This window comes from Pseudoxanthobacter soli DSM 19599 (assembly GCF_900148505.1).
GTDB lineage: Bacteria > Pseudomonadota > Alphaproteobacteria > Rhizobiales > Segnochrobactraceae > Pseudoxanthobacter > Pseudoxanthobacter soli.
Window position 1 is genome coordinate 298,705 of sequence record NZ_FRXO01000001.1, and the last position, 24,382, is coordinate 323,086.

Here is a 24,382-nt window from a genome sequence, read left to right on the forward strand (position 1 = left end):
GTCATTCCTCGCGCATCGAGCGGGCGAGCTGGTCCGTCAGCGGCTTCGTCAGGTAGCTGAGCGGCGTGCGGTCGGCGGACACCACGAACACCTCCGCCGGCATGCCCGGCATTAGCCGCTTGCCGTCGAGCCGGGCGAGTTCGCTCTCGGGGATCGAGACCTTCACCGCGTAATAGGGCTGGCCGTTGACCGGATCGGTCAGGCGGTCGGCCGAGATCGTCAGAAGCGCGCCGTCAATCTCCGGCGTGGTGCGCTGGTCGAACGCCGAGAGGCGGATGCGCGCGGCCTGCCCGGCATGGAGCTGGTCGACGAAGGTGGGCTCGACGCGCGCCTCAACGATCATCGCCTCCTTGTCCGGCACGATGTTCATCACCACGTCCGCCGGCTTCACCACGCCGCCGATGGTGTGGAAGGCGAGGTTGTTGACCGTGCCGCTGACCGGGGCGCGGATGTCGATGCGGTCGAGCTTGTCGATGGCGGCGACGCGCTGCTCGGTCAGGTCCTGCACGTTCGATTCCGCCTCGCGCAATTCCGTCAGCTGCTTCTCGCGGGCATCGCGCTTCAGCTCGAGAATCTGGAGCTGAAGTTCGCCGATGGACTGCTCCACCGCCGCGATCTCGGAGCCGTGGCCGGCGATGTTGCCTTCGAGTTCCGCCTCCTGGCGCTCCAGCGCGAGCACGCGGGGCAGCGGCATCAGCCCCTTCTCGTAGAGTGCGCGGGAACCCTCGAGTTCCTTCAGGATCAGGTCGCGCTGGCGCTCCTGCGAGGCGCGCTGGGACGAGATGCCCTTGATCTGCTCCTGGCTCTGGGCGATCGAGGCCTCCAGCCGGTCGACCTGCGCCTTCAGCGTGTCGCGCCGCGCCTCGAACAGCCGCACCTGACCGGAGAACACGCGGTCGGCGATCTCGGCGCCGGTCTCCAGCGTGGCGTCGGCCGGCACGTCGCTGCGGGCGTGGCTCGTCAGCGCGGAGGCGAGCTTCGGATCGCTGCCGGCGGTCGCCATCAGGCTCTTCCAGCGCCGGTCGCTCGCCACCATGGCGTCGAGCATCGCCGGCCGCATCATCTTCGGCGCGTCGTCGCGCTCGGCTTCGAGCCGGGCCTTGCGGGCCAGCGCCTCGTAGAGCCGGTTCTCGATGATCGCGAGCTGGGTGCGCAGGTCGGTGGCGTCGAGCCGCACCAGCACGTCGCCGGCTTCCACCGCCTGGCCGTCCTTGACGAGGATCTCGTCGATGATGCCGCCGTCGAGATGCTGCACCGCCCGGCTCTGGCCCTCGGTCGCCACCACTCCGGCGGCGACCACCGCGCCGCTGATGGAGGCGAACGCCGACCAGCCGCCGAACCCGAACACCACGATGGCGCAGACCCAGAGGCCGAAGCGCAGCGGCCCGTCATAGAGCGCCGGCTCGCGGCCTCCGCTGCCTCCACGCTGCGGCAGGCGCGGGCCGAAATGCGCGACGAGGCCGCGGGCGGAGGCCGAGCCGCGCCGGGTCGCGGCGATGACCGCCGCGAAGCCGCGCACGGGGCTCTGTGTGGCGCTGTCGCTGCTGGCTTCGCGGTCCACGCCCGCCTCATCCGCCGAGGTCGCGGCGGCGTCGCGGGTGGCTTCCGTCGAGGCCGCGGCGCCTGCGTTCGCCGCCTCCGGCGCCGGTCGGGTTCCCTTCGTGGCGTCGTCCTTCGTGGCGTCGTTCTGCGGGCCGCTCATGCGCGTTGCTCCAGGGCATGGACGCCGGGCTTCGGCGGCGTTGCGTTGCTCTGCATCATGTCGCGCATCACGGTCTCCTTAGGGCCGCAGGCGACCTGCCGCCCGTCCTTCACGATCAGCACCCGGTCAACGGCCGCGATGGCGCTCGGCCGGTGGGTGATCACGACCACCGCCGAGCCGCGCTGGCGGGCCTTCTGGATCGCCTCGGTCAGCGCGGCGTCGCCGTCCTGGTCGAGGTTGGCGTTGGGTTCGTCGAGCACGATCAGAGGCGGATTGTCGTAGAGCGCGCGGGCGAGGGCGATGCGCTGGCGCTGTCCGCCCGAAAGTGCGGCGCCGCCGAGGCCGAGCCGCGTCATGTAGCCGTTCGGCAGGCGCAGGATCAGGTCGTGGGCGCCGGCCGCCTGGGCCGCCTCGATCACCTTGGCATCGGTCGCGTCCGGTGCGTGGCGGGAGATGCAGTCGCGCACCGTGCCGCCGATCAGCTCCACGTCCTGCGGCAGGTAGCCGATATGGCGGCCGAGCAGGTCCGGGTTCCACTGGTCGAGGGTGGCGCCGTCGAGCCGCACGGTGCCGGCGAGCGGCCGCCACAGGCCGACCATCAGCCGGGCGAGGGTGGACTTGCCCGAGGCGCTGGGGCCGAGGATGCCGAGCCCGTCGCCGGGGGCGAGCGAGAAGTTGATGCCCTGCAGCACCGGCCTGGAGACCCCCGGCGGCGCGGCGACGACGCCGGCGAGCGAGAGGTGGCCCTGCGGCTTCGGCAGGGTGACGCGGGGCGGTTCGGCCGCGTTCTGGCTGAGGCGCGCATCGAGCCGACGCCAGGCGTTGCGCGCCGCGGCCACGGCCTTCCACTGCGCCACGATCTGGTCGATCGGGGCGAGGGCGCGGCCGAGCGTGATCGAGGAGGCGATCATCACGCCGCCGGTCGCCTCGTGCTTGATGACGAGCACGGCGCCGAGGGCGAGGGCCGCCGATTGCAGGAACAGGCGGAAGGCGCGCGAGGCGGAGGCGATGCGCGCGCCCGCATCGCCCGAGGCGCGCTCGGCCTCGATGGCGGCCCGCCGCTCCGAACCCCACAGGTTCACCACCGACGGCACCATGCCGAGCGCGGTGATCGCCTCGGCGGACCGGCGGGCACCGTCCAGCACCGCCACCGCCGCGCCGCCATGACGGGCGGCCGTCAGCATGGGCCGCGAGGTCAGCTTGTCGGTCAGGATCGCGAGCACGATCACCACCAGCGCGCCGACGACGCCGACGAGACCGAGCGACCAGTGCAGCATCGCGAGCACGCCGAGATAGAGCGGCACCCAGGGAATGTCGAACATCGCCAGCGGCGCGGGTCCCGCAAGGAACCGGCGCACGGTGCCGAGATCGGCCAGCGGCTTGCCGTCCGCCGCAGTGCGCGTGCCGGAGAAGGAATCGGCGATCTCCATGCGGAACGCCACCGGCGCGAGATCGTCTTCCAGCCCGTCCGCCACCCGCGACAGCACCCGTCCACGGGCGAAGTCGATCAGGGCATAGGCGAGATAGAGCGCGGTCGCCAGCAGGCCGATGGCGGCAAGCGTCGGCATCGAGCGGCTCGACAGCACGCGGTCGTAGACCTGGAGCATGAACAGGGGGCCGGTGAGCATCAGCACGTTGGCGACGCCGCTGAACAGCGCCACGCCCCAGAAGCCCCGGCGGCTGCGCGCGAGCGCCGCCAGCACAGAGCCTCCATCGCCGGCCGCGTTCGCCGCGGCGCCACCGCCCCGGGGCGCTGCCCCCGACGGCGCCCTGCCGGCTCTCGATTGGTCGGGCCCCCGCATGGCCGCCTCCGTGTTCGTATCAACCGTCGTTCGCATGATCCGCCCCGCCGTCCCGCATCATGGCCGACGGTTTCGCGCCGTTCGTCCGGCGTTGCCTCGCGGCCAGAAGGTGGGCGGAATCGGCGCGGTTTTGAACCGCCGTTCGTCGACCGGATCGGCCGGCTCGTCGATTTGCGGTCCCCGCATCGCCGAAAGCGGCGCAGCCCTGGAGCGCTTTCCGATCGGATGGATGCATCCGATCGACAAGACTTCGCTCCAGCGGCCGCGCCGTCGGGCCGAGTGCCCGCCGGCCGGATGGCGTCATCCGGCCGGCGGCCGTCGCGCGCCCGTCAGACCGTCAGACCGTCAGGCCGTCGGCGGCATGGAGCGGGTTGGTCACGTCCGCCGCGGCATCGGCCGCGTCGAGAACCGCCTTCCACTCCGCAAGCGCGGAGGCATCCTTGGCGGCGATGTCGTCGATCGACATTTCCGCCAGCGTCACGCCCGCGAGCGTGTAGGTCTGCTGGTTCGAGGGGATCGAGATCACCACCGAGCCGTCGTGCTCGGACACGTCGAAATTGTCGGCGGAGAACCAGCCGAAATCGAGCGTGTCCTTCGCCGGGTCGAAGTCGATGGTCTGGTGCGTGCCCCAGGCCCAGGTGATCGTCGTCGTCGTCGCATCATGGCCGGAGCCGTGGCCGGGATCGGTCCCCGTTCCCGTTCCCGGATCGGTGCCGGGATCGGTGCCCGGGTCGGTCGTGCCGCCGCCGGTGCCGGTACCCGGGTTCTCGCCGGTGCCGGTTCCGCCGCCGGTGTTGCCGCCTTCGGACGAGCCGGAGCCGACGGTCTTGAAGATCGAGCTGAAGTCGTACTTGTCCTGGACGACGCCGCTACCGACGGGCGAGACCGTGCCGACAGTGCTGCCGTTGTCGCGGCCGAGCGACCACATCGAGATGCCGGCGATCGCGTCGTTCGACTGCACGAAGTCGACGAGCTGGTAGGCGTCCTCGAGCGTGAACACCTCGCTCGTCACGTCGTTGATGCCGATCATCGGGGTGATGACGATCTGCGCGTCGAGGCCGATGGAGTGCAACTGCGCGAGGGTGGCGGTCGCCGCGGAAATCGCGTCGTTGCCCATGTCGCCGGTGTCGTAATAGGCACCGTAGTCCATGGCCATGATGTTGACGGTGTCGATCTCGACGCCGGCGTGCATCGCCGCGGACAGCAGGTTCAGCCCGTCCTGGGTGAGGCCGGTGGTGAGCACCGGCAGCGTGAACGACACCTCGAGATCCGGGTTCGCGTGCTGCAGCGCGACCAGCGCCTCGTTGCGCAGCGTGTTCGCCGCCGTGTTGGCGATGGCCGCGCCCTCGACGTCGAAGTCGATCTTGTTGACGTGGTAGGTGTCGATCACCGACTGGTAGGCCGCCGTCAGCGCCGAGGCGCTGGAGAAGGTGAGGGCGGGTTCCTGGCCGTTGGCGCCGCCGAACGAGATCGTGACGTCGACGCCGAGCTGCTGCACCGCCGCGATCTGGTCGTGGATCGTGCTGCCGTTCGGCAGGGTGTCGTTGGCGATGGTGCCGATGCCGCCCCAGCCGATGGTGTTGGTGCCGGACGAGAGCACGAATGCCAGGGTGACGGCGCTGACGCCCGCCGCCGTCACGATCCCGACGAGGTCCTGGCTCGTCGTCAGCGACATGTCGATATAGGGCGAGAACGTCTTGTCCGACGTCTCGGTGCCTTCGAGCTTGGTGGTGACGCTGACGGGGTCGGCGGCCTCCGACTGACCGGCTTCGTCCACCGCGACGACGGTGAACGTGTAGGTGGTGCCGGCTTCGAGGCCCGTGACCTTGAAATAGGGGCTCGTGGAGCTGCCGATCAGATCGCCGTCCTTGTAGACGAGATATTCGCTGACCGTGCCGACGCCGTTGACCGTGGCGGCGTCCCAGATGAGCACGGTGGTCGTCTGGGAGGTGCTGGCGGCATAGAGATCGTCGGGCGCGTCTGGAACGACCGGCGTGTCGTCCATGAAGCCGACGAAGGTCCAGACCTTGCCGCTGCCGAGGGCGCCGCTGTGGGTTGCCGGGTCATCGCCCTGGGTCCACCAGTTGGCCTCATAGACCGCGTTGCCCACGCTGACGCGGCTGCCGCCGGTATAGACGCCCGTCGCGGACCAGACCGGGGCGTAGTCGGCTTCCCCATCGCCGCCCGAACCGCCGCCGGTGCCCGGATCGGTGCCGCCGGAACCGTTGTCCCCGCCGGTCCCGGTGCCAGGATCGGTTCCCGGATCCGTCCCCGGGTCGGTACCCGGATCGGTCTCGCCGCCGCTGCTGCCGTGCGACAGCGCATCCTGCCACTTCGCCACAGCGCTGGAGTCTTTCGCGACGATATTGGCCGCCGACATCTCCTCGAGCGTTACGCCCGCCAGCGTATAGGTCTGCTGATTGGACGGAATCGAGATGACGACGGAGCCGTTCACTTCCGAGATCGTGAAATTGTCGGCCGAGAACCAGCCGAAATCGAGCGTGTCGGTCGTCGGATCGAACTGGATCACCTTCGCCGTATTCCAGGCCCATGTGATCGTGGTCGTTGTGGCGGTCATATGTGTACATCCCCAAAATGCAACGTAGAAAATGCAGCGTAGTAAGGCGCAACCTCTCGCTGCCCCCAGCGAGGTCGAATGTGGTAGGCCCGGGGCAATTCTGGCAAAATGCGGGCGTGGATGTCACCTATATTATTGGTAACACACAACATTGATCATCCTGACACATAGCGGATGTATTCAGGATCCTCCGCAGTTTTTGAGAACGTGATATTTGGCTGGCGAATGGATCTCATTCAGAGAACCCATTTCCCTTTCGTCAGCCGTCGCCCTACGAAACGACAGCGGCGCGGTGACCGCGCAGACGTCTGCGACCGACGGCCGTGACCGGAGGCATCCGGCAGTCGGGCGCGTCCGTGGCGGAGGGTGACATGAGATCGGCGCAGATGAAGCAGGGCATACCCGGCGGGGCGGATGCGGACCGGAGCATCGCCGCACGATTCGGCGATCGCCGCGCGATGCTCAATCTCGCTCTCGTCGCGGTGTTCTGCGTGTTGTGGAGTTCTGCCTTCGCGGCGGCGAAGATCGGGATCGTGGATTGCCCGCCGCTGATCCTGTTGTCCGCGCGCTTCCTTGCCGCGGGTGTCATCATGATCGCGCTCGCGGTGGCGACCGGCGCGCTGCGGGCCTTGCCCCGCCGGCGGGACCTCGTGCTGCTCGTGGCGCTCGGCGCGCTCAACAACGCGGTCTATCTCGGGCTGAGCTGGGTCGGAATGGAGACGGTGTCGTCCGGGGTCGCCGCCGTCATCATCAGCGCCAACCCGCTGCTGACGGCGTTGATCGCGGCGCCGGTGCTGGGGGAGCGGCTCGGAGTGGCGAAGCTCGCCGGGCTGGCGCTCGGCCTCGCCGGCGTGGCGATCGTTGTGCGGTCGCGGATCGCGGGCGGGGAGGAGTTGTTCGGAACCGCGCTCGTCTGTGCCGCGCTGCTCTCGCTCGTCGCCGGCACCATCGTCTTCAAGCGGTTCGTGCCGCGGGTCGATCTCTGGACCGGCAACGCCGTCCAGTGCCTCGCCGGCGGGGTGCTGCTCGCCCCCGTGGCGCTGATGACCGCCAGCCCCGCCGACATTCACCTCACGGCGAACCTCGTCTGGTCGTTTGCCTACATGGTGGTCGCGGTCTCGATCGGGGCCTATTGGCTGTGGTTCTATCTGCTGTCGAAATCGAGCGCGACCGCGGCCGCCTCGCTCCACTTCCTGATGCCGCCGCTCGGCCTGATGTTCGGCTGGCTGCTGCTCGGCGAGCCGGTGGCGGCGGCGGACCTTCTCGGCATCGTGCCGATCGCCATCGGCATCCGCCTCGTGACCCGGCCGACGCGCGGCGCCGGCGGGCGCGCGTAGCCTGACGGCCGGTCCGGAAAGGTCCGGGCCTCCTGGTCAGACTCGGCGGGTCCGGTGCGGCGGACCCGCGTCGGATAGCCCCGCGTGCAGGCTCAGCCGGCCACGCCCTTGCCGATCGGCGGCTGGAACGTCAGGCCCATGTCCCACGGGAAATAGATCCAGGTGTCCTGCGACACCTCGGTCACGAAGGTGTCGACCAGCGGCCGGCCCATGGGCTTGGCATAGACGGTGGCGAGATGGCACTTCGGCAAGAGGCGGCGGACCTCCTGCGCGGTCTTGCCGGTGTCGACCAGATCGTCCACCACAAGGATGCCGCTGCCGTCGCCGCCCGTCTCCGCGATCAGCTTCTCGCTGACGTGCTTCAGCACCGCGAGGTCGCCCTGGTCCTTGTAGTCGTAGGAGGCGATGCACACCGTCTCGATGACCCGGATGCCGAGCTCGCGCGACAGGATCGCCGCCGGCACCAAGCCGCCACGGGTGATGCACACGATCGCCTTCCATTCCCCCTGCCCGGCGAGGCGCCAGGACAGCGCGCGGGCGTCGCGGTGGAACTGATCCCAAGAAACGGGAAAGACCTTTTCCGGGCCGGGATGGGACATGCGTTGCGTTCTCCGAAGCTGTCAGGCGCGGGCGTGAAGGGCGGCGACCATGGCGGCGACTTCCGCCGCGACGGCCTTGAGGCGCTCGGGATCGCGGGCGCGCACCACGAGGCGCGTGCCATACCGCGTTCCGTCGAAATAGGGATAGGAGCCGAGGATCGCGTCGGGATTGGCGGCGGCGATGGCACCGAACGGCTCGGCGATGGCGCCTTCGCCGGTGCCGGCCTCGATGGTTTCCGACAGGAGCGGCCGGCCGTGGGCGAGCGTCGGCCCGATGGCGTCCATCATCGACTGCATGATCTTCGGCACGCCCGCCATGACGTGGACGTTGCCGATGCGGAAGCCCGGCGCCGCCGAGACCGCGTTGGGAATGAGATCGGCCCCGGCGGGAATGCGCGCCATCCTGAGCCGCGCGGGCGTCAGGTCGGTCGCCTGATAGCGCGCCAGCATCAGCTCCACCGCGCGTGGATCGACGTCGATCGAAACGCCGAACGCCTTGGCGATGGCGTCCGCGGTGATGTCGTCGTGGGTCGGGCCGATGCCGCCGGTGGTGAAGACATAGTCGTAGCGGCCGCGCAGCGCGTTCACCGCCTCGACGATGCGGTCTTCCACGTCCGGCACGATCCGCACCTCCGTGAGGTCGATGCCGACGGCGGTGAGATAGTCGGCGATGAAGCCGATATTCTGGTCCTTGGTGCGCCCGGACAGGATCTCGTCGCCGATGACGAGCACGGCGGCGGTGACGATTGCCGGGGAGGCCGCCGGATCGCTGGTGGAGGTCATCGCCTGTTCCGTGGTTGGGAGCGCGTCGGACGTAGTGTCTGGAGACGTATTGCCTGGTTCGTCTACTCCACGGACCGGGCGTTCTCAAGCGGGGCGTGTGCTCACGCCGGGAGACGCCATTCGTAGATCCAGTCGAGCTGTTCCATCAACGCGCCGCGCGGCAGCATCGAAAGCGTCAGGTTGCGCGTCTTCGCGGCGATGCCGGAGAGATGGTAGATCTCGCCGTTGCGGACGGACACCTTCTGCACCGCGACGGCGCGATGCCGCCGCTCCTCCTCGTAGGCGGCCAGCGCCTTGGCGACCGTCGGCCCGCCCGCGAGCCGTGCCGCGAGCACCGTGGCGTCCTCGATGGCGAGCGCGGCGCCCTGGGCGGCGAACGGCAGGCTCGCGTGGGCGGCGTCGCCGATCAGCGCCACGCGCCCGGCGGTCCAGGACCCGGAGGCGTCGACGGTGGAAAGCGGCCAGCGCGTCCATTTCGGCGCGCTCAGCAAAAGGTCGCGCAGCGGCTTGTCGAAATCCTTCGAAAGCGCCTCGATCTCGGACACGCCGGCCGGCGAGGCCCAGTCCTCCACGAACCAGGCGCTCGCGGCGACCGCGACCACGTTCATGAACCGCCCGCCGAGGACGGGATAGCGCACCACATGGGCGCCGGGGGCGAGGTGGGCGTGCACCCTGTCGCCGCGCATCGGCGGCGCCACCGCGTCGGCGGGGATGAGGGTGCGGTAGGCGAGCTTGCCGGTCGGCCGCGCCGTGCTGCGCGGACCGGGCATCCGCGGGCGAAGCCTGGACCACACGCCGTCCGCCGCGATCAGCGCCTCGCCCTCGACCGTGCCGGCGGTGGTCGAGACCGTCACGCCGCCGGGCGCCTCGGCGAAGTCCTCGACCGCGACGCCGCGCACCAGCGTGATCGCCGGCTCGGCCTCAGCGGCCTCGGCGAGGATCGCGATCAGGTCGGCGCGGTGCAGCACGAAATAGGGCGCACCCCAGCGCGTCACCGCCGCCTCGCCAAGCGGAATGCTGGCGAGCACGCGGCCGTCGAGCCCGTGGAGGTCGACCGCCTCGGGTGCCGTGCCCTTTGCGGTGATGGCCGCACCGAGACCCAGCGCATCGAGCGCGCGGAACGCGTTCGGGGAAATCTGCAGGCCGGCGCCGACTTCGGTGAAGGCCTCCGCCCGCTCATGGAGCACCGAGCTTATGCCGCGCCGGGCAAGCGCGAGCGCCGCCGTCAGGCCCGCGATGCCGCCGCCCGCGATGACGACCGGCCCGCCCGGCGTCCAGGCCGGTGTCGGTCGGTCCTGCGTCGCGGACGCATTGCGCTGGGGAACCATGAAGGCGGATCAGGCGTGGGCGAGTTCGTGCCAGACGCACGCCGCCGGATCGGCCTCGCCGTGGGCGAGCACGGGATCGTAGCGGTAGAGCGTCGAGCAATACGGGCAGATTTTCTCGACCTCGTCGCCCATGTCGAGGAAGACGTGGGGATGGTCGAACGGCGGCTTCGCCCCGATGCACATGAAGATTTTGGAGCCGATGCGCACGCTCTCGACACCCAGGTCGTTCTGGAAATGGGGGACGCCCGAGTCCGACATGTCTACCCGATCCGAATGGTTGATCCGAAGGCTGGGAAGATAGCCGCCGGAACCGGGAAAAGATAGATGACAGACCCGCGCGGTCGCGTCGCCCGTCGGCCCGGCCCTCGCGTCACGCCGGCGGCCGGAGGCGGCGCGGGCGATCAGGTCCTGCGATCAGGTCCTATCGTCGAGGGCCCGGTCCGGATTAGTGTGGCGAAGAAGCGCGGTCCGCGGCGGTCGCGGGCGGCGCTTCGGTCCTCCCTTCCAGCCGGCCCGTGTCGTCCGGTGCCTGTCGTCCGGCCGTGGCCGTCGCGGCCGCGTGCCTTCCCGGAGTGCTTCGATGGTCGATCGTTCGCGCGTCATTCCGCTGCTCGTCGCCTGCGCGATCGGCATGGAGATGATCGACGCCACCGTAATCGCGACGGCCCTGCCGGCCATCGCCGCCGATTTCGGCGTGCACCCGCTGACGCTCGCCGTGGCCGTCACCTCCTACATGCTCAGCCTCGCGGTGTTCATTCCGATCTCCGGCTGGGTCGCCGACAAGTTCGGCGCGCGCAACGTGTTCCAGGTGGCGATCCTGCTGTTCCTGGCCGGCTCCATCGGTTGCGCGTTCTCCGATTCGGTGTGGGAACTCGTGCTCGCGCGCATCGTCCAGGGCATCGGCGGCTCGATGACGACGCCCGTCGGCCGCCTCGTGCTGGTGCGCACGGTGCCCAAGGACCGGCTGGTCGATGCCATGGCCCTCGTCGCGGTTCCGGCCCTCGTCGGGCCGCTGGTCGGCCCGCCGCTCGGCGGCTTCATCGTCGAGCACTTCAATTGGCGCTGGATCTTCGGCATCAACGTGCCGATCGGCATTCTCGGGCTCGCGCTCGGGGCCTGGATCCTGCCGCGCGACGACGAGCGCACGCCCACGAAGTTCGATGTCGCCGGCTTCGCCTTCATGGCGCTCGGCCTGTGGCTGCTGATGGCGGGGCTCGATACCGCCGGCAAGGGCGTCGTCGGCTGGTATGTCACGGTGGGAATGCTGATCGGCGGCGGCGTGCTGCTGTGGCTCTATATCGGCCATGCCCGACGCACGGCGACGCCGGTGCTCGATCTCAAGCTGCTGGCCGTGCCCACCTTCTCCTCCACCGTGCTCGGCGGCTTCCTCAGCCGGTGCGGCATCGGCTCGCTGGCGGTGCTGACGCCGCTGATGCTGCAGGTCGGCTACGGCTTCTCGCCGCTCACCGCGGGCGTGCTCAGCATCTCCGCCGCGCTCGGGGCGATGGGCGCGAAATCGGCGGTGAAGGGTATCGTGCGCAAATGGGGCTTTCGGCGCACGCTCGTCGTGTTCTCCGTCGCGACCGGGCTCTCGATCATGCCGATGGGTTTCTCGCGGCCGGATCTGTTTCCGCTCGGCATCGTCGTCCTGCTCCTGATCAGCGGCGTCACCCGGTCGGTGCTGTTCACCGCGATGCAGACGCTCACCTACGCCGATGTCGACGAGGCCCACACCAGCCAGGCGACGAGCTTCGCCAGCGTGGCGCAGCAGCTTTCGCTTGCCGCGGGCGTGGCGGTGGGAACGGTCATCGTGCACGTGTTCGCAGGGCTTGGCTTCCAGCAGCCGGGCACCGGCCTGCCGACGCCGATGGCCTTCGCCTTCGCGCTGGTCGTGGTCGGCTTCCTGTCGATGGGCTCGGTGTTCTCGTTCGCCGCGCTGCCGAAATCGGCCGGCGAGAACTATCTGCCGGGCGGGCCGAAGAAGCGGCCGGCCGCGCCGGTGGCGCCCTCCCTCAACGCCATCGAAGGCAGCGTGGTCGAACTCGAGCCCGACCCGGACCGCAGCGTCGCCGCCCGCAAGCGCTGACCGGCCCCGGCTCCCACGCCGCGCCGAAGCATTCGGCGGCGCTGCCGCCATGCAGGAGCGTCAGGGCAGCCGAGCGGTCGGGGACGTTTCCTTGTCCGTCGAATGATTCCATCAGATTGGAAAGCGCTCTGGCGCCCGCCGGTTTCCGAGGATGACACCATGCCGACCTTCCAGTCCGACGGCCTCACCATCGCCTATTCCGATGAGGGCGAGGGCGAACCGATCCTGCTCATCCACGGTTTCGCCTCCAGCCGCGACGTCAACTGGCGCAACACCGGCTGGATCGACACCTTGGTGCGGTCGGGGCGGCGCGTCATCGCCGTCGACAATCGCGGGCACGGCGAAAGCGACAAGCCCCACGACGCCGCCCGCTATCGCGTCGCGCTGATGGCGGAGGACGCCCGGCGGCTGCTCGATCACCTCGGCCTGCCGCGGGCGGATGTCATGGGCTATTCGATGGGCGCGCGGATTTCCGCCTTTCTGGCGCTCGCCCACGGCGAACGGGTCCGCAGCGTGGTGTTCGGCGGGCTCGGCATGGGCCTCGTCGACGGCACCGGGCCGTGGGAGCCGATCGTCGAGGCGCTGGAAGCGCCGTCCGCCGCCGACATCCAGCACAAGACCGGGCTGATGTTCCGCCGCTTCGCCGAACAGACCGGCGGCGACCTCGCCGCGCTCGCCGCCTGCATGCGCGCCAGCCGCGAACCGCTCACGGCCGAACAGGTCGGCCACATCACCGCCCCGGCGCTCGTCGCCGTCGGCACGCGGGATGTGATCGCGGGAGAGCCCGAAGGCTTGGCCGCCCTGCTGCCGAACGGCCGCGCGCTGCCGATTCCCGATCGCGACCACATGCTCGCGGTCGGCGACAAGGTCTACAAGGCGGGCGTGCTCGCCTTCCTGGCCGAGCGTCCCTGAGGCCGTTCGTTTCGGCCACGGCCATCCAACCGGGGGCAGGGAAGCGCCCCCGATCGCCGAACGGCAGCGGGTCGTGCTCTCCGCCAACGAAAAAGGCCGTCGCGGGGTGGCGACGGCCGTGTCTCTCTTTCAGATCCGTAGGATACGATCAGGTCGTCAGATTCGCCTGGAAGAAGGCGAGCGTGCGTTCCCAGGCCTGCGCGGCGTCCGCCGCGTCGTAGCGCGCGCCGGTCGGGTTCGCGAAGGCGTGGTCGGCATCGTACCAGTAGACCGTGAGCGACTTGTCCGCGGCCTGCATGTTCTCGGCGAATTGCTTCACCATCGATTCCGGGATCGACGTGTCCTTGGTGCCGAAGTGGCCGATCACCGGCCCCATCAGCGAGCGGAGCTGGTTCACCGAGCGCTCGACATTGCCGTAATAGATGACGGTCGCATCGACCGGCGCGGCCATCGAGGCGTTAAGCGACCAGGCGCCGCCGAAGCACCAGCCGACCGTGCCGACCTTGCCGTTCACGAATGTCTGATCGCGCGCCCAGTAGATGGTCGAGGCCATCACGTCGAGCGCGGCTTCGGTGTCGAGCGACGACATCATCTGCTTGGCGACGGCCGGATCGGTGGTGGCCGGCTTGCCGTAGAGGTCGATGGCGATCGCGACATAGCCCTGATTGGCGAGCTCGACCGCCACGGCCTTGATCTGGTCGTTGAGGCCCCACCACTCATGGACCAGCACGACCGCCGGCGCCGGCCACTGCGCCGGCTTGGCGATCACGCCCGAGGCCTTGCGGTTGCCCATGGTCTGGAACGTGAACGGCTCGGCCTTGGCGGCCGCGGCCTGGGCGAGGGCGGAATCGGACAGCACGGCCGCGAGCGGAAGCGCCGCGAGCCCCGCGAGAAAGGCGCGCCGGTCGGTCGGCGTGATCACCAGGGGAGGCATCTTTGCGGATTCGCCGCATCCGTCGAGCGTACACATCTGCTTCCGTTCTCCCTCACTATGCGCAAGCTGGCCCAACCTAGAGACAGTCGGGGGCGATGAACAGGGGCCGGCTCCGACGAATTTTGGTCTCGAACCAAGAGTTTGGCGTCGGAAGTCGAAGCCGTGCCGCGCCTGTCCCCGTGTGAGCTTAGCCGCTGTCCATGACAGCCTCCACCATGCCCTTCGCAGGTTCCGTCGGCAAAGGCGCGTCCTGCCCGAAGCCGCGCGTTCCGGCCCGCGCCATGGCGGCATGGCGGCCGTGCGCCTGCGGCGTTTGACCGGGGTGGCCGGCGCGCTTAAGAAGCGCACGACGCCGGACGCCCTGGCGGTCGCAAGACCGGCATCCGGCCTTTCCTCAGCCCAGCCGGCCCGGTCCCATGTCGCACAACACCTTCGGTCACCTGTTCCGCGTCACGACCTGGGGCGAAAGCCACGGTCCCGCCATCGGCTGCGTTGTCGACGGCTGCCCGCCCGGCCTCGTCATCAGCGAGGCGGAGATTCAGGCGTTCCTCGACCGCCGCCGTCCCGGCCAGTCGCGTTTCACCACCCAGCGCCGGGAGCCGGACGAGGTGCGCATCCTGTCGGGCGTCGTCACCGATGCCGACGGCAACCTGCGCACCACCGGCACGCCGATCGCGCTCGAGATCCAGAACGTCGACCAGCGTTCGAAGGACTATTCCAACATCGCCGACCGTTATCGGCCGGGCCATGCCGATTTCACCTACGACGCCAAGTACGGCCTGCGCGATCCGCGCGGCGGCGGGCGTTCGTCGGCGCGCGAAACCGCGATGCGGGTTGCCGCCGGCGCGGTGGCCCGCAAGGTGCTGCCGGGCGTGACCATCCGCGGCGCGCTGGTGCAGATGGGGCCGCACGTCATCGACCGCGCCCGCTGGGACTGGGACGAGGTCGGCAACAACCCCTTCTTCTGCCCGGACCCCGTAGCCGCCGCCGAGTGGGAGATCTTCCTCGACGGCGTGCGCAAGGAAGGCTCGTCGACGGGCGCTGTGATCGAAGTGGTGGCGGAGGGCGTACCGGTGGGTCTCGGCGCCCCGCTCTACGGCAAGCTCGATCAGGATATCGCTTCGGCGCTGATGTCGATCAACGCGGTCAAGGGCGTGGAGATCGGCGAGGGCTTCGCCGCCGCGGCGCTTTCCGGCGAGGAGAACGCCGACGAGATGCGCATCGGCGAGGACGGCAAGCCCGTCTTTCTCTCCAATCATGCCGGCGGCATTCTGGGCGGCATCTCCTCGGGCCAGCCGATCGTCGCCCGCTTCGCGGTGAAGCCGACCTCGTCCATCCTCACGCCCCGGCGCAGCATCACCGCCTCGGGCGAGGAAATCGACGTGATGACCCGCGGCCGTCACGACCCCTGCGTCGGCATCCGCGCCGTTCCGGTGGGCGAGGCGATGCTCGCCATCGTCCTCGCCGACCATTTCCTGCGCAACCGCGGCCAGATCGGCTGATCGCGGTCCGCAGGTCGCGGCGAGCCGATCAGCCGACCAGCTTCTTCAGCTTCTCGATCGTCTCCGCCTCGGGCTCGGTATAGTCGACGGTGCCGGCGAAATTGCCGTTCCGGTCGAACAGCAGCACCGAGGCTGAGTGGTCCATGGTGTAGTCGTCCGCGCCCTCGCCGGTCTTCACCTTGCGCGCATAGACGCGATAGTTCCGTTCGATCTTCTTGATCTCGTCCATCGAGCCCGTCAGCCCGACGATGCGCGGATCGAACGCGGAGAGATAGTCCTTCATCTGGCTCGGCGTGTCGCGCTCGGGATCGACGGACACGAACACGAACGTGATGTCCTTGGCCTTGTCGCCGAGCGCGTTCAGCCAGTTGCCGGCGTCCGCGAGCGTGGTCGGGCACACGTCCGGGCAGTAGGTGAAGCCGAAGAACATCGCCCGGGCCTTGCCCTCGAAATTCTTCTCCGTGACCTGCTGGCCGTCGGTGCCGGTGAGCGTGAACGGCCCGCCGATGGTGACGGCGGAAGAACTCCCGCCAAACATGCGCGAGCCGGCCCAGCCCGCGACGGCGATTCCGACGCCGAGCACGGCCACCACGGCGAGGGTCCACAGCGTGAAGCGGGGCGATTTTCCTGGACGCATCGGTCAGTCGAACTCCTGTCGTGACCGGGCTCCATGGCCCGGAAGTGGCCTGCCGCCGGGGCGTCAGGCGGCGGGTTGCTGCGGGGACGCAGCGATATCGGCGGCGTCGGCCTTGGAAGGCGTGATCGGGCCCGCGACGGGGGCCGTCGCCGGCACGTCGAACGCGGCCTTGGCCTCCGCGGACGTCGGCTGACGCACCCGGATGCGGATCAGCACGAAGATCAGCAGCAGCGTCTGCATCGACGCCGTGAACAGGAACAGCGACGACGGCCCGAGCCGCGCCATCATGAGCGAGGCGAGCGCCGGGCCGAAGATCGAGCCCGCGCCGTTGGCCAGCAGCACGGTCGTCGCGGTCTGGACATAGCCGCCGGGCGGCGTCTTGTCGTAGGCGTGGGCGGCCGCGAGCGAATAGCCGGGCAGCGTCAGCGCGCCGAACAGGGCGCCGAAGATCATCAGCATCGTCACGTCCGACGGCGCCCGCCACAGCGCGATGCCGGACAGCGCCGCGCAGGTGAGCAGCGCCGCCAGCACCTTTCGTCGGTCGAAGCGGTCGGAGAGTTGCCCGACAGGCCACTGCGACAGCGCGCCGGCGACCACGGCGACGCTCATCAGCGTCGCGGAATCGTTGACGTCGAGCCCGTTGCCGGTGGCGAACACCGGCCCCAGGCTCCAGAACGCGCCGTTGGCGACGCCGATCATGAACACGCCGACGATGCCGACCGGCGCGGCGCGGTAGAGCGGCAGCGGATCGAACTTCACCTTGGCGATGGGGGCGGGCTGCGCGGAGCGCGTCAGAGCGACCGGGATCACGGCGAGCGAGCAGAGGATGGAGGCGATGGCAAAGGAATTGAAGGTGGTGATGGGGTTGAGGGTCACCAGCATCTGACCGCCGGTGATGGCACCGAAGTTCACGACGATATAGGCGGACATGATCAGGCCGCGGTTCTCGTTCGTCGCCCGGTCGTTCAGCCAACTCTCGATGATCAGGTAGAGCCCGGCGAGACAAAAGCCCGTGATGGCGCGCAGCACGATCCAGGCGATCGGATCGATCACCAGCGCGTGGCCGAGAACGGTCGCCGCCGCCGTGCCGACCATGGCGGTGAAGGCGCGGATATGGCCGGCGCGCTGCACCAGGAACGGCGCGATCAGGCACCCGGCGACGAAGCCGACATAATAGGCCGAGCCCATCAGGCCGAGCAGCGTCGCGCTGAAGTGATAGGCGGCGCCGCTGAGGGGCAGAAGCGTGAACTGAAGTCCGTTGCCGACCAGCAGCAAGGTCGTGCCGAGAAGGAGCGAGAGGACCGGGCGGAGCGTGGAGGTCATCGGGACGTCGGGCTCATGATGCGACCGGGCGGCACGGTGGATGGCACGCGCCGATCGCGCGCGACCGCGTGCCGTCGGCGAAACGGGCGAAGGCCCCGTCTTCACCGCCTCGCATGGCGAAAGCGTGATCGTCCGGCGCGTCCGCCCGAATGTACACCGACGATCCGGTTATGCACGGGGATTCGGGCGGGCAATCGCGCGCGTCAGGCGCTCATCGGGCGCGCGGACCGACGCACGGGGCGCGCAAGGGGCTGGCAACGGCCGGTACGTGTCACCGCGCGGCGAGATGCTCGCCCCACCATGCCATGTCGCGCTGCCAGGCGAGGTCGGCCGCCGCGCGGTCGAAGCGGGGCTCATCCTCGTTGGCGAAGCCGTGGTCGCAGGCATAGCGGAACACGCTGAAGGGCTGGCCGCTCGCCGCGAACCGGCGTTCCATCCGGTCTGCGTCGGCGGGCGTGCACCAGTGGTCGCGGTCGGCGAAGTGGGCCTGCACGGGGACACGCACCCGCGCGGCATCGTCGAGCGCATCGTCGGGAGCGCCGTAATAGGCCGATGCGGCATCGATATCCGCGAGGCGGATCGCACCGAGGATCGATACCACGCCGCCGAGGCAGAAGCCGGTCAGGCCGACGCGGCGTCCCTCGGCCTTGAGGAAACGCGCCGCGGCGCCCGCCACCTCGTCGGTCGCGGCGAGGAAATCGAGCGCGTTCATCGCCTGACCCGCGCCCTCGCGGTCGTGATAGGGGATGACCTTGCCGTCATAGAGATCGGGCGCGATCGCGGTGAAGCCGGCGGCGGCGTAGCGGTCGCAGACGCCCCTGATCTGGGCCTGCACGCCCCACCATTCCTGGATGACGACGATGCCGGGCGCGTCAGGTTCTGCGGCGCGCGCGAGATAGGCCGACACGCTTCTTCCGGCGGCGGTTTCAAGGACGATGCTTTCAGCCATGGATTCGCTCACGAATTTTAACAAAACGCGGCCGCTCTGATGCTGGTCGGGCAGCGTCGGGGCGAGGTCGGCAACGGCGCAGAACCTACCGCCGTGCCCGGCGCGGCGGAATGCGGAAAGCGATCGACCTGCATCGGCTTACGAACACGCGGCTCAATTCATGGGGCGAGTGCGGGCGGGGTGCGCCGTCAGACCGCGCTTACGAGGCCTTCGCCGGCCGCCGCCCGGACGGCGTCGGTCAGGCGGCGCAGCGCGGCGGCGTGGAGGCGGGTGACCGTCCAGTAGAGCGCGACGTCGACCCGGTGACCGGGCGCGAGTTCGATCAGTCGGCCGGCGGCGAGATGGGGCTCGACCATCACCCGGGGATGAATGCCCCAGCCGAGGCCGACCAGCGTCATGTCGAGGAAGCCGTGGGTCGAGGGTACCCAGTGCACGGGGCCGGCGAGTTCGATGCCGTGCGCCTCGCGCGCCCAGCGGGCCTGCAGGAAATCCCGCCGGTCGAACCGCAGATAGGGTGCCGCGCCAAGGGTTTGCGCCGTGATGCCGGAGGCGAAATGGCGTCGCGCGAAGGCCGGGCTCGCGCACGCCACGTAGCGCAGCGCGCCGAGCGCCAGCGTCCGGCAGCCCTGCACCGGCTCCCGCTCGGCCGTGACCGCGGCGAGAACATCACCGGCGCGCAGCCTCGCGGCGGTGTGGGCCTCGTCGTCGAGGGTGATGTCGAGCGACACGTCCGTCGCCGCGCCGAACCTCGCGGCCGCGGCCGGAAACCATGTCGCGAGGCTGTCGGCATTGACCGCGATCCGCAGCGTGACCCGCTCGCGCGCGGCAAGCACGCCTCCGCCGAGCGCGGGCGCGATGTCGTGCTCCAAGAGCCGGACGCGGTCGAGATGGGCACAGAGCGTGCGGCCGAGGTCCGTCGCCTCGCAGGGCTGCCCGCGCACCACCAGCACCGCGCCGAGGCGTTCCTCCAGCCCCCGCACCCGCTGCGAAACCGCGGAGGGCGTGATGCCGAGCACGGCGGCGGCGCGTTCGAACGAGCCTTCACGCACGACGGCCGCGACGGCGGCGAGGGAGGGATAATCCAGCATGAATGAAGCTGTGCTTCATCAGGCTTAGAAAAACAAGTTTCACTTCGCACGGGTTCCGGCGCACGAAGCCGCCATGGCACCGTTCGCTCTTCCGTTCATCACCGGCTTTCTTCTTTCCGCAGCGCTGATCATGGCGATCGGGGCGCAGAACCTGTTCGTGCTGCGGCAGGGGCTGCGGCGCGAGCATGTCGGCGCGATCGTGCTGTTCTGCGGTGCCGCCGACGCCTTGCTGATCACGGCGGGCGTCGCCGGAATGGGGGCGTTCCTGGCGGCGATCCCGAAGCTGACGGCGCTCCTCGCGCTCGGCGGCGCGGCCTTTCTCGGCTGGCACGGCATCACCGCGCTCAGGCGCGCGGCGACCGTTTCGGAAGCGATGGTGATCGCAGACGCCGCAGGGGTTACGCTGTCGCGGGCGCTGGCGGCGACCGCCGGGTTCACGCTGCTCAACCCCCACGTCTATCTCGACACCGTGCTTTTGATGGGCGCGGCGGGATCGGCCCAGCCGGCCGCGCTCAGGCCGCTTTTCGTGGCCGGCGCCGCGACCGCGAGCCTTCTGTGGTTCACGGCGCTCGGCTACGGCGCGGGGTTGTTGCGCCCGGTGTTCGCGCGGCCGGCGGCATGGCGCGCGCTTGACGCCTTCGTCGGCGTCGTGATGCTGGCGCTCGCCGCCTCGCTGGTGGTGCGCGCCTTCTCCGCGACGGCGTGATCGCAGCGCCCGGTGCTTCCGGGCGCCGCTGCGCCGTGCCTGCCGCTTCAGCCGTGATCGACGTGGTGCACGGCGTCGAGGATGACGTAGGCCACGGCCTGCGGCTGCGACAGCAGCGACATGTGGCTCGCGGCGAGTTCGACGGTGGTGGCCTTCAGCCGCGTCGCGAGCTCGCGCTGCAGGTCGACGCTGACGGCCCGGTCGTTGGCCGAAACGACGTACCAGCACGGCCTGCTGCTCCATACAGCGGTGCCGATCTTGTCGTTGAACGTGACCAGCGACAGGGGAGTCTGCACGACAGACAACACCCGCGCGTCCGCCTCGGGCAGGTCCTGGGCGACGTTGGCGATCCAGCTTTCGGTGCTCATCTTGAGGTAGCCGTCGCCGAACGGAACGACGCCGCCGAGCCCGGGCGGGGCCGGATGGGCGCCGACCTGATCGCCGGTCGACTGGCCGGCATCGGGAGCGAACGCCGCGACATAGACGAGGGCCTTCACCTTCGGGTCGTTGCCTGCCTCGGTGATGACCGTGCCGCCCCAGCTATGGCCGACCAGCACGACCGGCCCCTCGATGCTGTCGAGCGTTCGGCGTGTGGCGGCAACATCTTCTGCAAGCGAGGTCGTCGGGTTCTGCACGGCAATCACCTCGACGCCATCGCGCTGCAGCAGCGGAATGACGGCGCGCCAGCTCGATGCGTCGGCCCATGCGCCGTGAACGAGAACGACGGTTGCGGGCTTGTCCGTGGTCGTCATGGCCTTCTGTCCCCCTTTACGTGACGCAATCTGGTGCGGGCTGCCGCCGGGGAGGCGGGAGCCGTACGCACCAGGTCATTGACGAGATTCATGTGGATCAAATGATCCCATCTGATCGCAAGGTGTCCTAGCCGCGCCAGCTTTCGAGAAAGTCGAGCAGGAGCGGGTTGACGACGTCCGGCCGTTCCTCATGCGGGAGGTGGCCGCAGCGCTCGACAGGCACGGCGATGAGATCGTCGGCCATCTCCGCCCAGACCTGCGCCATATCGAACGTCTTGCCGACGGCCCCGAAATCCGCCCCCCACAGCGAGAGCACGGGACAGCCGATCTTGACGTCGGCATCGACGAGATCCTGCGCGTTATCTTCCGCGTTGGCGCGATAGTCGGCCATGGCGCCCCGAACGGCGCCGGGTGCGCGATAGGCCGCGACATAGGCATCGAAATCCGCGCCCGAGATGGCGTGCGGGTTGAAGCACCAGTCTGAGAAGAAATGCCGGAGCCAGATGTCCTCGCGACCATAGATCAGCGCCTCCGGCAGATCCGGCACGAGATGGAACATGAAGAACCAGTAGGCGCGGGCAATCTGCGCGTTCATGCTGCGCGCGACGATCCGGGTCGGCACATTGTCCATGACGACGAGGCGGTCCAGCAGGCCCGGATGGTCTTTCGCGAAGCGCGTGGCGACGCGGGCACCGCGGTCATGGCCGACGAGCGCGATCCGGCCGATATCGAGCGTCTTCAGGAGTTCGACGAGGTCGAGCGCCATATTGCGCTTGTCGTAGCCGGTGGCCGGCTTGTCGGTCTCGCCGTAGCCGCGCAGGTCGGGCGCGATGACGCGATAGCGCTCGGCCAGCACGGGGATCTGGTGCCGCCAGGCATAGCTGGTCTCGGGAAAGCCATGCAGCAGCACCACCGGCGGACCCGAGCCCGCCTCCAGATAGTGCTGGCGGATGCCGTTGGCGCGCACGGTGTGGTGGCGGATCTCTGTCATCTGTCCCGCTTTCGGCAAAGGAAACGCGCCGGGCGCCCGCAATGCGGTGCGCCCGTTCCCGGCATCGTGCCCGGTCTGTATCGTGCCCAAAGGGCTGCGGATGCCGGTCGCTGGCGGCTTCGAGCCGCCAGCGGCGCGGCCTGGAGGCTTAGAGCATAACCCGTTCAGATAGCCCCGATCTGAAGGACAAGCATATGCTCAAGCTTTTGAATCTGCAGCGATTTCTTGTCGATCTGATGAGTTCACCAGATCGGAAAGCGCTCTACGCCTTCACGAAGGCGAGCAGGTCCGGGTTGATCACGTCGGCATGGGTGGTGAGCATGCCGTGGGGATAGCCCTTGTAGACCTTGAGCGTGCCGTTCTTCAGCAGCTTGACCGACTTCAGCGCTGAATCGGCGATCGGCACGATCTGGTCGTCGTCGCCGTGAAGCACCAGCGTCGGCACCGTGATCGCTTCCAGGTCGGCGGTCTGGTCGGTCTCGGAGAAGGCCTTGATGCCGTCATAGTGGGCCTTGGCGGCGCCCATCATGCCCTGGCGCCACCAGTTCTGCACCACGCCGGGATAGACCGTCGCGCCCTCACGGTTGAAGCCGTAGAACGGCCCGGCGGCGACATCGAGATAGAGCTGGGCGCGGTTGTCGGCGACGCCCTTGCGGAAGCCGTCGAACACCTCCATCGGCAGGCCTTCCGGATTGCTCTCGGTCTTGAGCATCAGCGGCGGCACGGCGGACACCAGAACGGCCTTGGCGACGCGGCCCGACGGCTGGCCGAACTTCGCCACATACCGCGCAACCTCGCCGCCGCCGGTGGAATGGCCAATGTGAACGGCGTTCTTCAGGTCCAGCGCCTCGACGACAGCGAAAGCGTCGGCGGCGTAGTGGTCCATGTCGTGGCCGTCGGAAACCTGGGCCGAGCGGCCGTGGCCGCGGCGATCATGGGCGACGACGCGGTAGCCGTTGAGGACGAAGAACAGCATCTGCGTGTCCCAGTCGTCCGACGAGAGCGGCCAGCCGTGATGGAAGACGATCGGCTGCGCGTCCTTCGGACCCCAGTCCTTGTAGAAGATTTCCACGCCGTCGCTGGTGGTTACGGTGGCCATTTCAGGTGCTCCATTGGGTGTGACGGATGTGGGCGCGGTCGCGGCGAACGACAGGGCGGCGGGCCCGAGCGCGGCGGCCACGAGACCGGCCGTTCCGATCTCGAGGACGGTCCGCCGCGACGGCAGCGCGCCCCATGCCGAAGTCCGGTCGGATGAATGTGTCGGCATCGAAGGCTCCATGCCGGTGCGGCGCCCACCCCTTCGCACGCCCGGGAAATGCCCCTGAGACCCGCGAAGCCTGGGAACGCCGTCAGCCATCGTCTCGCGCGAAAGGGGACATGAGCCGCGCCCCCGGGGAAATGCAGGTTACGCGCGAAGGCTAGCCGTTTCCCGGCCTGACCGTGATACGGTGCGGCGATAAGGATTATATCCGGGGACGTTACAATGAATTTTCTGGCGCTCTCCATTCTGACGGAGGTCGCGGCGGGCAGCAGCCTGTCCGGCGCGGCGCGCACCCTTCGCATCAGTCCGATGGCGGCGACGCGCCAGCTTTCCGCGCTGGAACAGGACGTCGGCGTGCGGCTGGTGCATCGGACGACGCGCGCCATCGCCCTGACGGCGGAGGGGCAGGCCTTCCTTCCCCATGCGCAGGCGCTGCTCGACGAGCGGTCCGCCGCCTACGCGAGCGTGAGACCGGTCACCGAGGGCGCGTTCGGCCTTTTGAGGCTGACCGCCTCGGTGGCGTTCTCACGCAAGGTCATGGTGCCGATGATCGCCGACTTCATGAGCGCCAACCCGGCGGTGAAGGTCGACCTGACGATGACGGACGACCTCGTCGACCTCGTCAACGAAGGGCTCGACCTCGCCATCCGGATCGCCAACCTGACCGACAGCAGCCTCGTCGCGCGGCGTCTCGCCGGCAATCCGCGCCTGCTGCTCGCTTCGCCCGACTATCTGGAACGGCACGGTGCACCGCGCACCCTCGCCGATCTGGAAGCGCACGATTGCCTGCCTATCAGCCGCACGGCGCGCTGGGCCTTTCGCGCGTCCGGGCAACCTCTGTCGGCGAAGATCGGCGGGCGCTTCTCGGCCAATTCGATCGAGGGCCTGCTGCAGGCCTGCGTCGCCGGCCTCGGCATCGCGAATCTGTCGGCGTGGTTCGTGCGGGACGAGATCGCCGCTGGGCGGTTGAAGGTGATCGAACTGGCCGATGCCGTGCCCGAGCCCCTCGACGTCTGGGCCGTCTATCCCAGCAGCCGGATGGTCCCGGTGAAGGTGCGCCTCTTCATCGACGCACTGGCCGCCCGGCTGGCAGCCTGACCGCGCGCTGCGAC

21 protein-coding genes are annotated in these 24,382 nt (G+C 69.3%); 6 read left to right on the forward strand and 15 right to left on the reverse strand.

Annotation, left to right across the window (positions count from 1 at the left end; genetic code table 11):
• Position 1 precedes the first annotated feature (1 nt).
• The 3 genes from BUF17_RS01255 to BUF17_RS01270 all read right to left on the reverse strand — a co-directional run bounded on the left by BUF17_RS01255 (position 2) and on the right by BUF17_RS01270 (position 6,082).
• Complete coding sequence (locus BUF17_RS01255) at positions 2-1,702, reverse strand: HlyD family type I secretion periplasmic adaptor subunit (RefSeq protein WP_084563758.1); 1,701 nt, start codon at positions 1,700-1,702, stop codon at positions 2-4.
• Entirely contained in the window at positions 1,699-3,405 is a 1,707-nt protein-coding gene (locus tag BUF17_RS01260; protein ID WP_073625393.1) for a type I secretion system permease/ATPase, read from the reverse strand. The genes BUF17_RS01255 and BUF17_RS01260 overlap by 4 nt, the downstream gene beginning before the upstream one ends.
• 436 nt (positions 3,406-3,841) lie before the next feature.
• Entirely contained in the window at positions 3,842-6,082 is a 2,241-nt protein-coding gene (locus tag BUF17_RS01270; RefSeq protein WP_073625395.1) for a fibronectin type III domain-containing protein, read from the reverse strand.
• A gap of 371 nt (positions 6,083-6,453) precedes the next feature.
• Here BUF17_RS01270 and BUF17_RS01275 point away from each other — a divergent pair, with 371 nt between their 5' ends.
• Positions 6,454-7,419 (forward strand): DMT family transporter, encoded by a 966-nt coding sequence (locus BUF17_RS01275; RefSeq protein ID WP_342185461.1) that lies wholly within the window; start codon positions 6,454-6,456, stop codon positions 7,417-7,419.
• Positions 7,420-7,511: 92 nt separating this feature from the next.
• On the opposite strand, the gene gpt is transcribed toward BUF17_RS01275, so the two are convergent.
• The 4 genes from gpt to BUF17_RS01295 all read right to left on the reverse strand — a co-directional run bounded on the left by gpt (position 7,512) and on the right by BUF17_RS01295 (position 10,387).
• Positions 7,512-8,018, reverse strand: a complete 507-nt coding sequence (gpt, locus tag BUF17_RS01280; protein WP_073625396.1) for a xanthine phosphoribosyltransferase — start codon at positions 8,016-8,018, stop codon at positions 7,512-7,514.
• Positions 8,019-8,039: 21 nt separating this feature from the next.
• Positions 8,040-8,801 carry a competence/damage-inducible protein A gene (locus BUF17_RS01285; protein ID WP_073625397.1) on the reverse strand — a complete coding sequence of 254 codons (762 nt, stop codon included), beginning with the start codon at positions 8,799-8,801 and terminating at the stop codon, positions 8,040-8,042.
• Positions 8,802-8,902: 101 nt separating this feature from the next.
• The gene (locus BUF17_RS01290) at positions 8,903-10,129 is read right to left on the reverse strand and encodes an FAD-dependent monooxygenase (protein ID WP_073625398.1); all 1,227 of its coding nucleotides are present in this window, start codon (positions 10,127-10,129) and stop codon (positions 8,903-8,905) included.
• Positions 10,130-10,138: 9 nt separating this feature from the next.
• Positions 10,139-10,387 (reverse strand): zinc-finger domain-containing protein, encoded by a 249-nt coding sequence (locus BUF17_RS01295; protein WP_073625399.1) that lies wholly within the window; start codon positions 10,385-10,387, stop codon positions 10,139-10,141.
• A 322-nt stretch (positions 10,388-10,709) separates the two neighbouring features.
• Between BUF17_RS01295 and BUF17_RS01300 the strand changes: the two genes are divergently transcribed.
• Entirely contained in the window at positions 10,710-12,215 is a 1,506-nt protein-coding gene (locus BUF17_RS01300) for an MFS transporter (protein ID WP_073625400.1), read from the forward strand.
• Between the two features lie 159 nt (positions 12,216-12,374).
• Positions 12,375-13,127 carry an alpha/beta fold hydrolase gene (locus BUF17_RS01305; protein ID WP_084563760.1) on the forward strand — a complete coding sequence of 251 codons (753 nt, stop codon included), beginning with the start codon at positions 12,375-12,377 and terminating at the stop codon, positions 13,125-13,127.
• Positions 13,128-13,275: 148 nt separating this feature from the next.
• On the opposite strand, the gene BUF17_RS01310 is transcribed toward BUF17_RS01305, so the two are convergent.
• Positions 13,276-14,097: a dienelactone hydrolase family protein gene (locus BUF17_RS01310; protein WP_073625402.1), complete on the reverse strand. Its 822-nt coding sequence runs from the start codon at positions 14,095-14,097 to the stop codon at positions 13,276-13,278.
• A gap of 380 nt (positions 14,098-14,477) precedes the next feature.
• Here BUF17_RS01310 and aroC point away from each other — a divergent pair, with 380 nt between their 5' ends.
• Complete coding sequence (gene aroC / locus BUF17_RS01315) at positions 14,478-15,563, forward strand: chorismate synthase (RefSeq protein WP_073625403.1); 1,086 nt, start codon at positions 14,478-14,480, stop codon at positions 15,561-15,563.
• Between the two features lie 28 nt (positions 15,564-15,591).
• On the opposite strand, the gene BUF17_RS01320 is transcribed toward aroC, so the two are convergent.
• From BUF17_RS01320 to BUF17_RS01335, 4 genes are all read right to left on the reverse strand, one after another.
• Positions 15,592-16,200 (reverse strand): SCO family protein, encoded by a 609-nt coding sequence (locus BUF17_RS01320; RefSeq protein ID WP_073625404.1) that lies wholly within the window; start codon positions 16,198-16,200, stop codon positions 15,592-15,594.
• A 63-nt stretch (positions 16,201-16,263) separates the two neighbouring features.
• Positions 16,264-17,523: an MFS transporter gene (locus BUF17_RS01325; protein WP_073625405.1), complete on the reverse strand. Its 1,260-nt coding sequence runs from the start codon at positions 17,521-17,523 to the stop codon at positions 16,264-16,266.
• A 271-nt stretch (positions 17,524-17,794) separates the two neighbouring features.
• Positions 17,795-18,472 carry a dienelactone hydrolase family protein gene (locus BUF17_RS01330; RefSeq protein WP_073625406.1) on the reverse strand — a complete coding sequence of 226 codons (678 nt, stop codon included), beginning with the start codon at positions 18,470-18,472 and terminating at the stop codon, positions 17,795-17,797.
• Between the two features lie 188 nt (positions 18,473-18,660).
• Positions 18,661-19,560 (reverse strand): LysR family transcriptional regulator ArgP, encoded by a 900-nt coding sequence (locus tag BUF17_RS01335; RefSeq protein ID WP_073625407.1) that lies wholly within the window; start codon positions 19,558-19,560, stop codon positions 18,661-18,663.
• 73 nt (positions 19,561-19,633) lie between these two features.
• Here BUF17_RS01335 and BUF17_RS01340 point away from each other — a divergent pair, with 73 nt between their 5' ends.
• Positions 19,634-20,266 (forward strand): LysE/ArgO family amino acid transporter, encoded by a 633-nt coding sequence (locus tag BUF17_RS01340; RefSeq protein ID WP_073625408.1) that lies wholly within the window; start codon positions 19,634-19,636, stop codon positions 20,264-20,266.
• Positions 20,267-20,313: 47 nt separating this feature from the next.
• Here BUF17_RS01340 and BUF17_RS01345 read toward each other — a convergent pair whose 3' ends face one another.
• The 3 genes from BUF17_RS01345 to BUF17_RS01355 all read right to left on the reverse strand — a co-directional run bounded on the left by BUF17_RS01345 (position 20,314) and on the right by BUF17_RS01355 (position 23,108).
• The gene (locus BUF17_RS01345) at positions 20,314-21,018 is read right to left on the reverse strand and encodes an alpha/beta fold hydrolase (RefSeq protein ID WP_084563762.1); all 705 of its coding nucleotides are present in this window, start codon (positions 21,016-21,018) and stop codon (positions 20,314-20,316) included.
• A 127-nt stretch (positions 21,019-21,145) separates the two neighbouring features.
• Positions 21,146-22,009, reverse strand: a complete 864-nt coding sequence (locus BUF17_RS01350; protein WP_073625410.1) for an alpha/beta fold hydrolase — start codon at positions 22,007-22,009, stop codon at positions 21,146-21,148.
• Positions 22,010-22,271: 262 nt separating this feature from the next.
• Positions 22,272-23,108: an alpha/beta fold hydrolase gene (locus BUF17_RS01355; protein ID WP_342185765.1), complete on the reverse strand. Its 837-nt coding sequence runs from the start codon at positions 23,106-23,108 to the stop codon at positions 22,272-22,274.
• Between the two features lie 384 nt (positions 23,109-23,492).
• Here BUF17_RS01355 and BUF17_RS01360 point away from each other — a divergent pair, with 384 nt between their 5' ends.
• Positions 23,493-24,368: a LysR family transcriptional regulator gene (locus BUF17_RS01360; protein WP_073625411.1), complete on the forward strand. Its 876-nt coding sequence runs from the start codon at positions 23,493-23,495 to the stop codon at positions 24,366-24,368.
• Positions 24,369-24,382: the final 14 nt, after the last annotated feature.

Bases quoted from the DNA above. Each gene is read 5' to 3' on its own strand.
- BUF17_RS01295 (WP_073625399.1), bottom strand. From the start codon at position 10,387: ATGTCGGACTCGGGCGTCCCCCATTTCCAGAACGACCTGGGTGTCGAG.
- BUF17_RS01255 (WP_084563758.1), bottom strand. From the start codon at position 1,702: ATGAGCGGCCCGCAGAACGACGCCACGAAGGACGACGCCACGAAGGGA.
- BUF17_RS01355 (WP_342185765.1), bottom strand. From the start codon at position 23,108: ATGGCCACCGTAACCACCAGCGACGGCGTGGAAATCTTCTACAAGGAC.
- gpt (WP_073625396.1), bottom strand. From the start codon at position 8,018: ATGTCCCATCCCGGCCCGGAAAAGGTCTTTCCCGTTTCTTGGGATCAG.
- BUF17_RS01310 (WP_073625402.1), bottom strand. From the start codon at position 14,097: ATGTGTACGCTCGACGGATGCGGCGAATCCGCAAAGATGCCTCCCCTG.
- BUF17_RS01340 (WP_073625408.1), top strand. From the start codon at position 19,634: ATGGCACCGTTCGCTCTTCCGTTCATCACCGGCTTTCTTCTTTCCGCA.
- BUF17_RS01335 (WP_073625407.1), bottom strand. From the start codon at position 19,560: ATGCTGGATTATCCCTCCCTCGCCGCCGTCGCGGCCGTCGTGCGTGAA.
- BUF17_RS01360 (WP_073625411.1), top strand. From the start codon at position 23,493: ATGAATTTTCTGGCGCTCTCCATTCTGACGGAGGTCGCGGCGGGCAGC.
- aroC (WP_073625403.1), top strand. From the start codon at position 14,478: ATGTCGCACAACACCTTCGGTCACCTGTTCCGCGTCACGACCTGGGGC.
- BUF17_RS01305 (WP_084563760.1), top strand. From the start codon at position 12,375: ATGCCGACCTTCCAGTCCGACGGCCTCACCATCGCCTATTCCGATGAG.
- BUF17_RS01345 (WP_084563762.1), bottom strand. From the start codon at position 21,018: ATGACGACCACGGACAAGCCCGCAACCGTCGTTCTCGTTCACGGCGCA.
- BUF17_RS01270 (WP_073625395.1), bottom strand. From the start codon at position 6,082: ATGACCGCCACAACGACCACGATCACATGGGCCTGGAATACGGCGAAG.
- BUF17_RS01275 (WP_342185461.1), top strand. From the start codon at position 6,454: ATGAGATCGGCGCAGATGAAGCAGGGCATACCCGGCGGGGCGGATGCG.
- BUF17_RS01330 (WP_073625406.1), bottom strand. From the start codon at position 18,472: ATGGCTGAAAGCATCGTCCTTGAAACCGCCGCCGGAAGAAGCGTGTCG.
- BUF17_RS01325 (WP_073625405.1), bottom strand. From the start codon at position 17,523: ATGACCTCCACGCTCCGCCCGGTCCTCTCGCTCCTTCTCGGCACGACC.
- BUF17_RS01300 (WP_073625400.1), top strand. From the start codon at position 10,710: ATGGTCGATCGTTCGCGCGTCATTCCGCTGCTCGTCGCCTGCGCGATC.
- BUF17_RS01290 (WP_073625398.1), bottom strand. From the start codon at position 10,129: ATGGTTCCCCAGCGCAATGCGTCCGCGACGCAGGACCGACCGACACCG.
- BUF17_RS01285 (WP_073625397.1), bottom strand. From the start codon at position 8,801: ATGACCTCCACCAGCGATCCGGCGGCCTCCCCGGCAATCGTCACCGCC.
- BUF17_RS01350 (WP_073625410.1), bottom strand. From the start codon at position 22,009: ATGACAGAGATCCGCCACCACACCGTGCGCGCCAACGGCATCCGCCAG.
- BUF17_RS01320 (WP_073625404.1), bottom strand. From the start codon at position 16,200: ATGCGTCCAGGAAAATCGCCCCGCTTCACGCTGTGGACCCTCGCCGTG.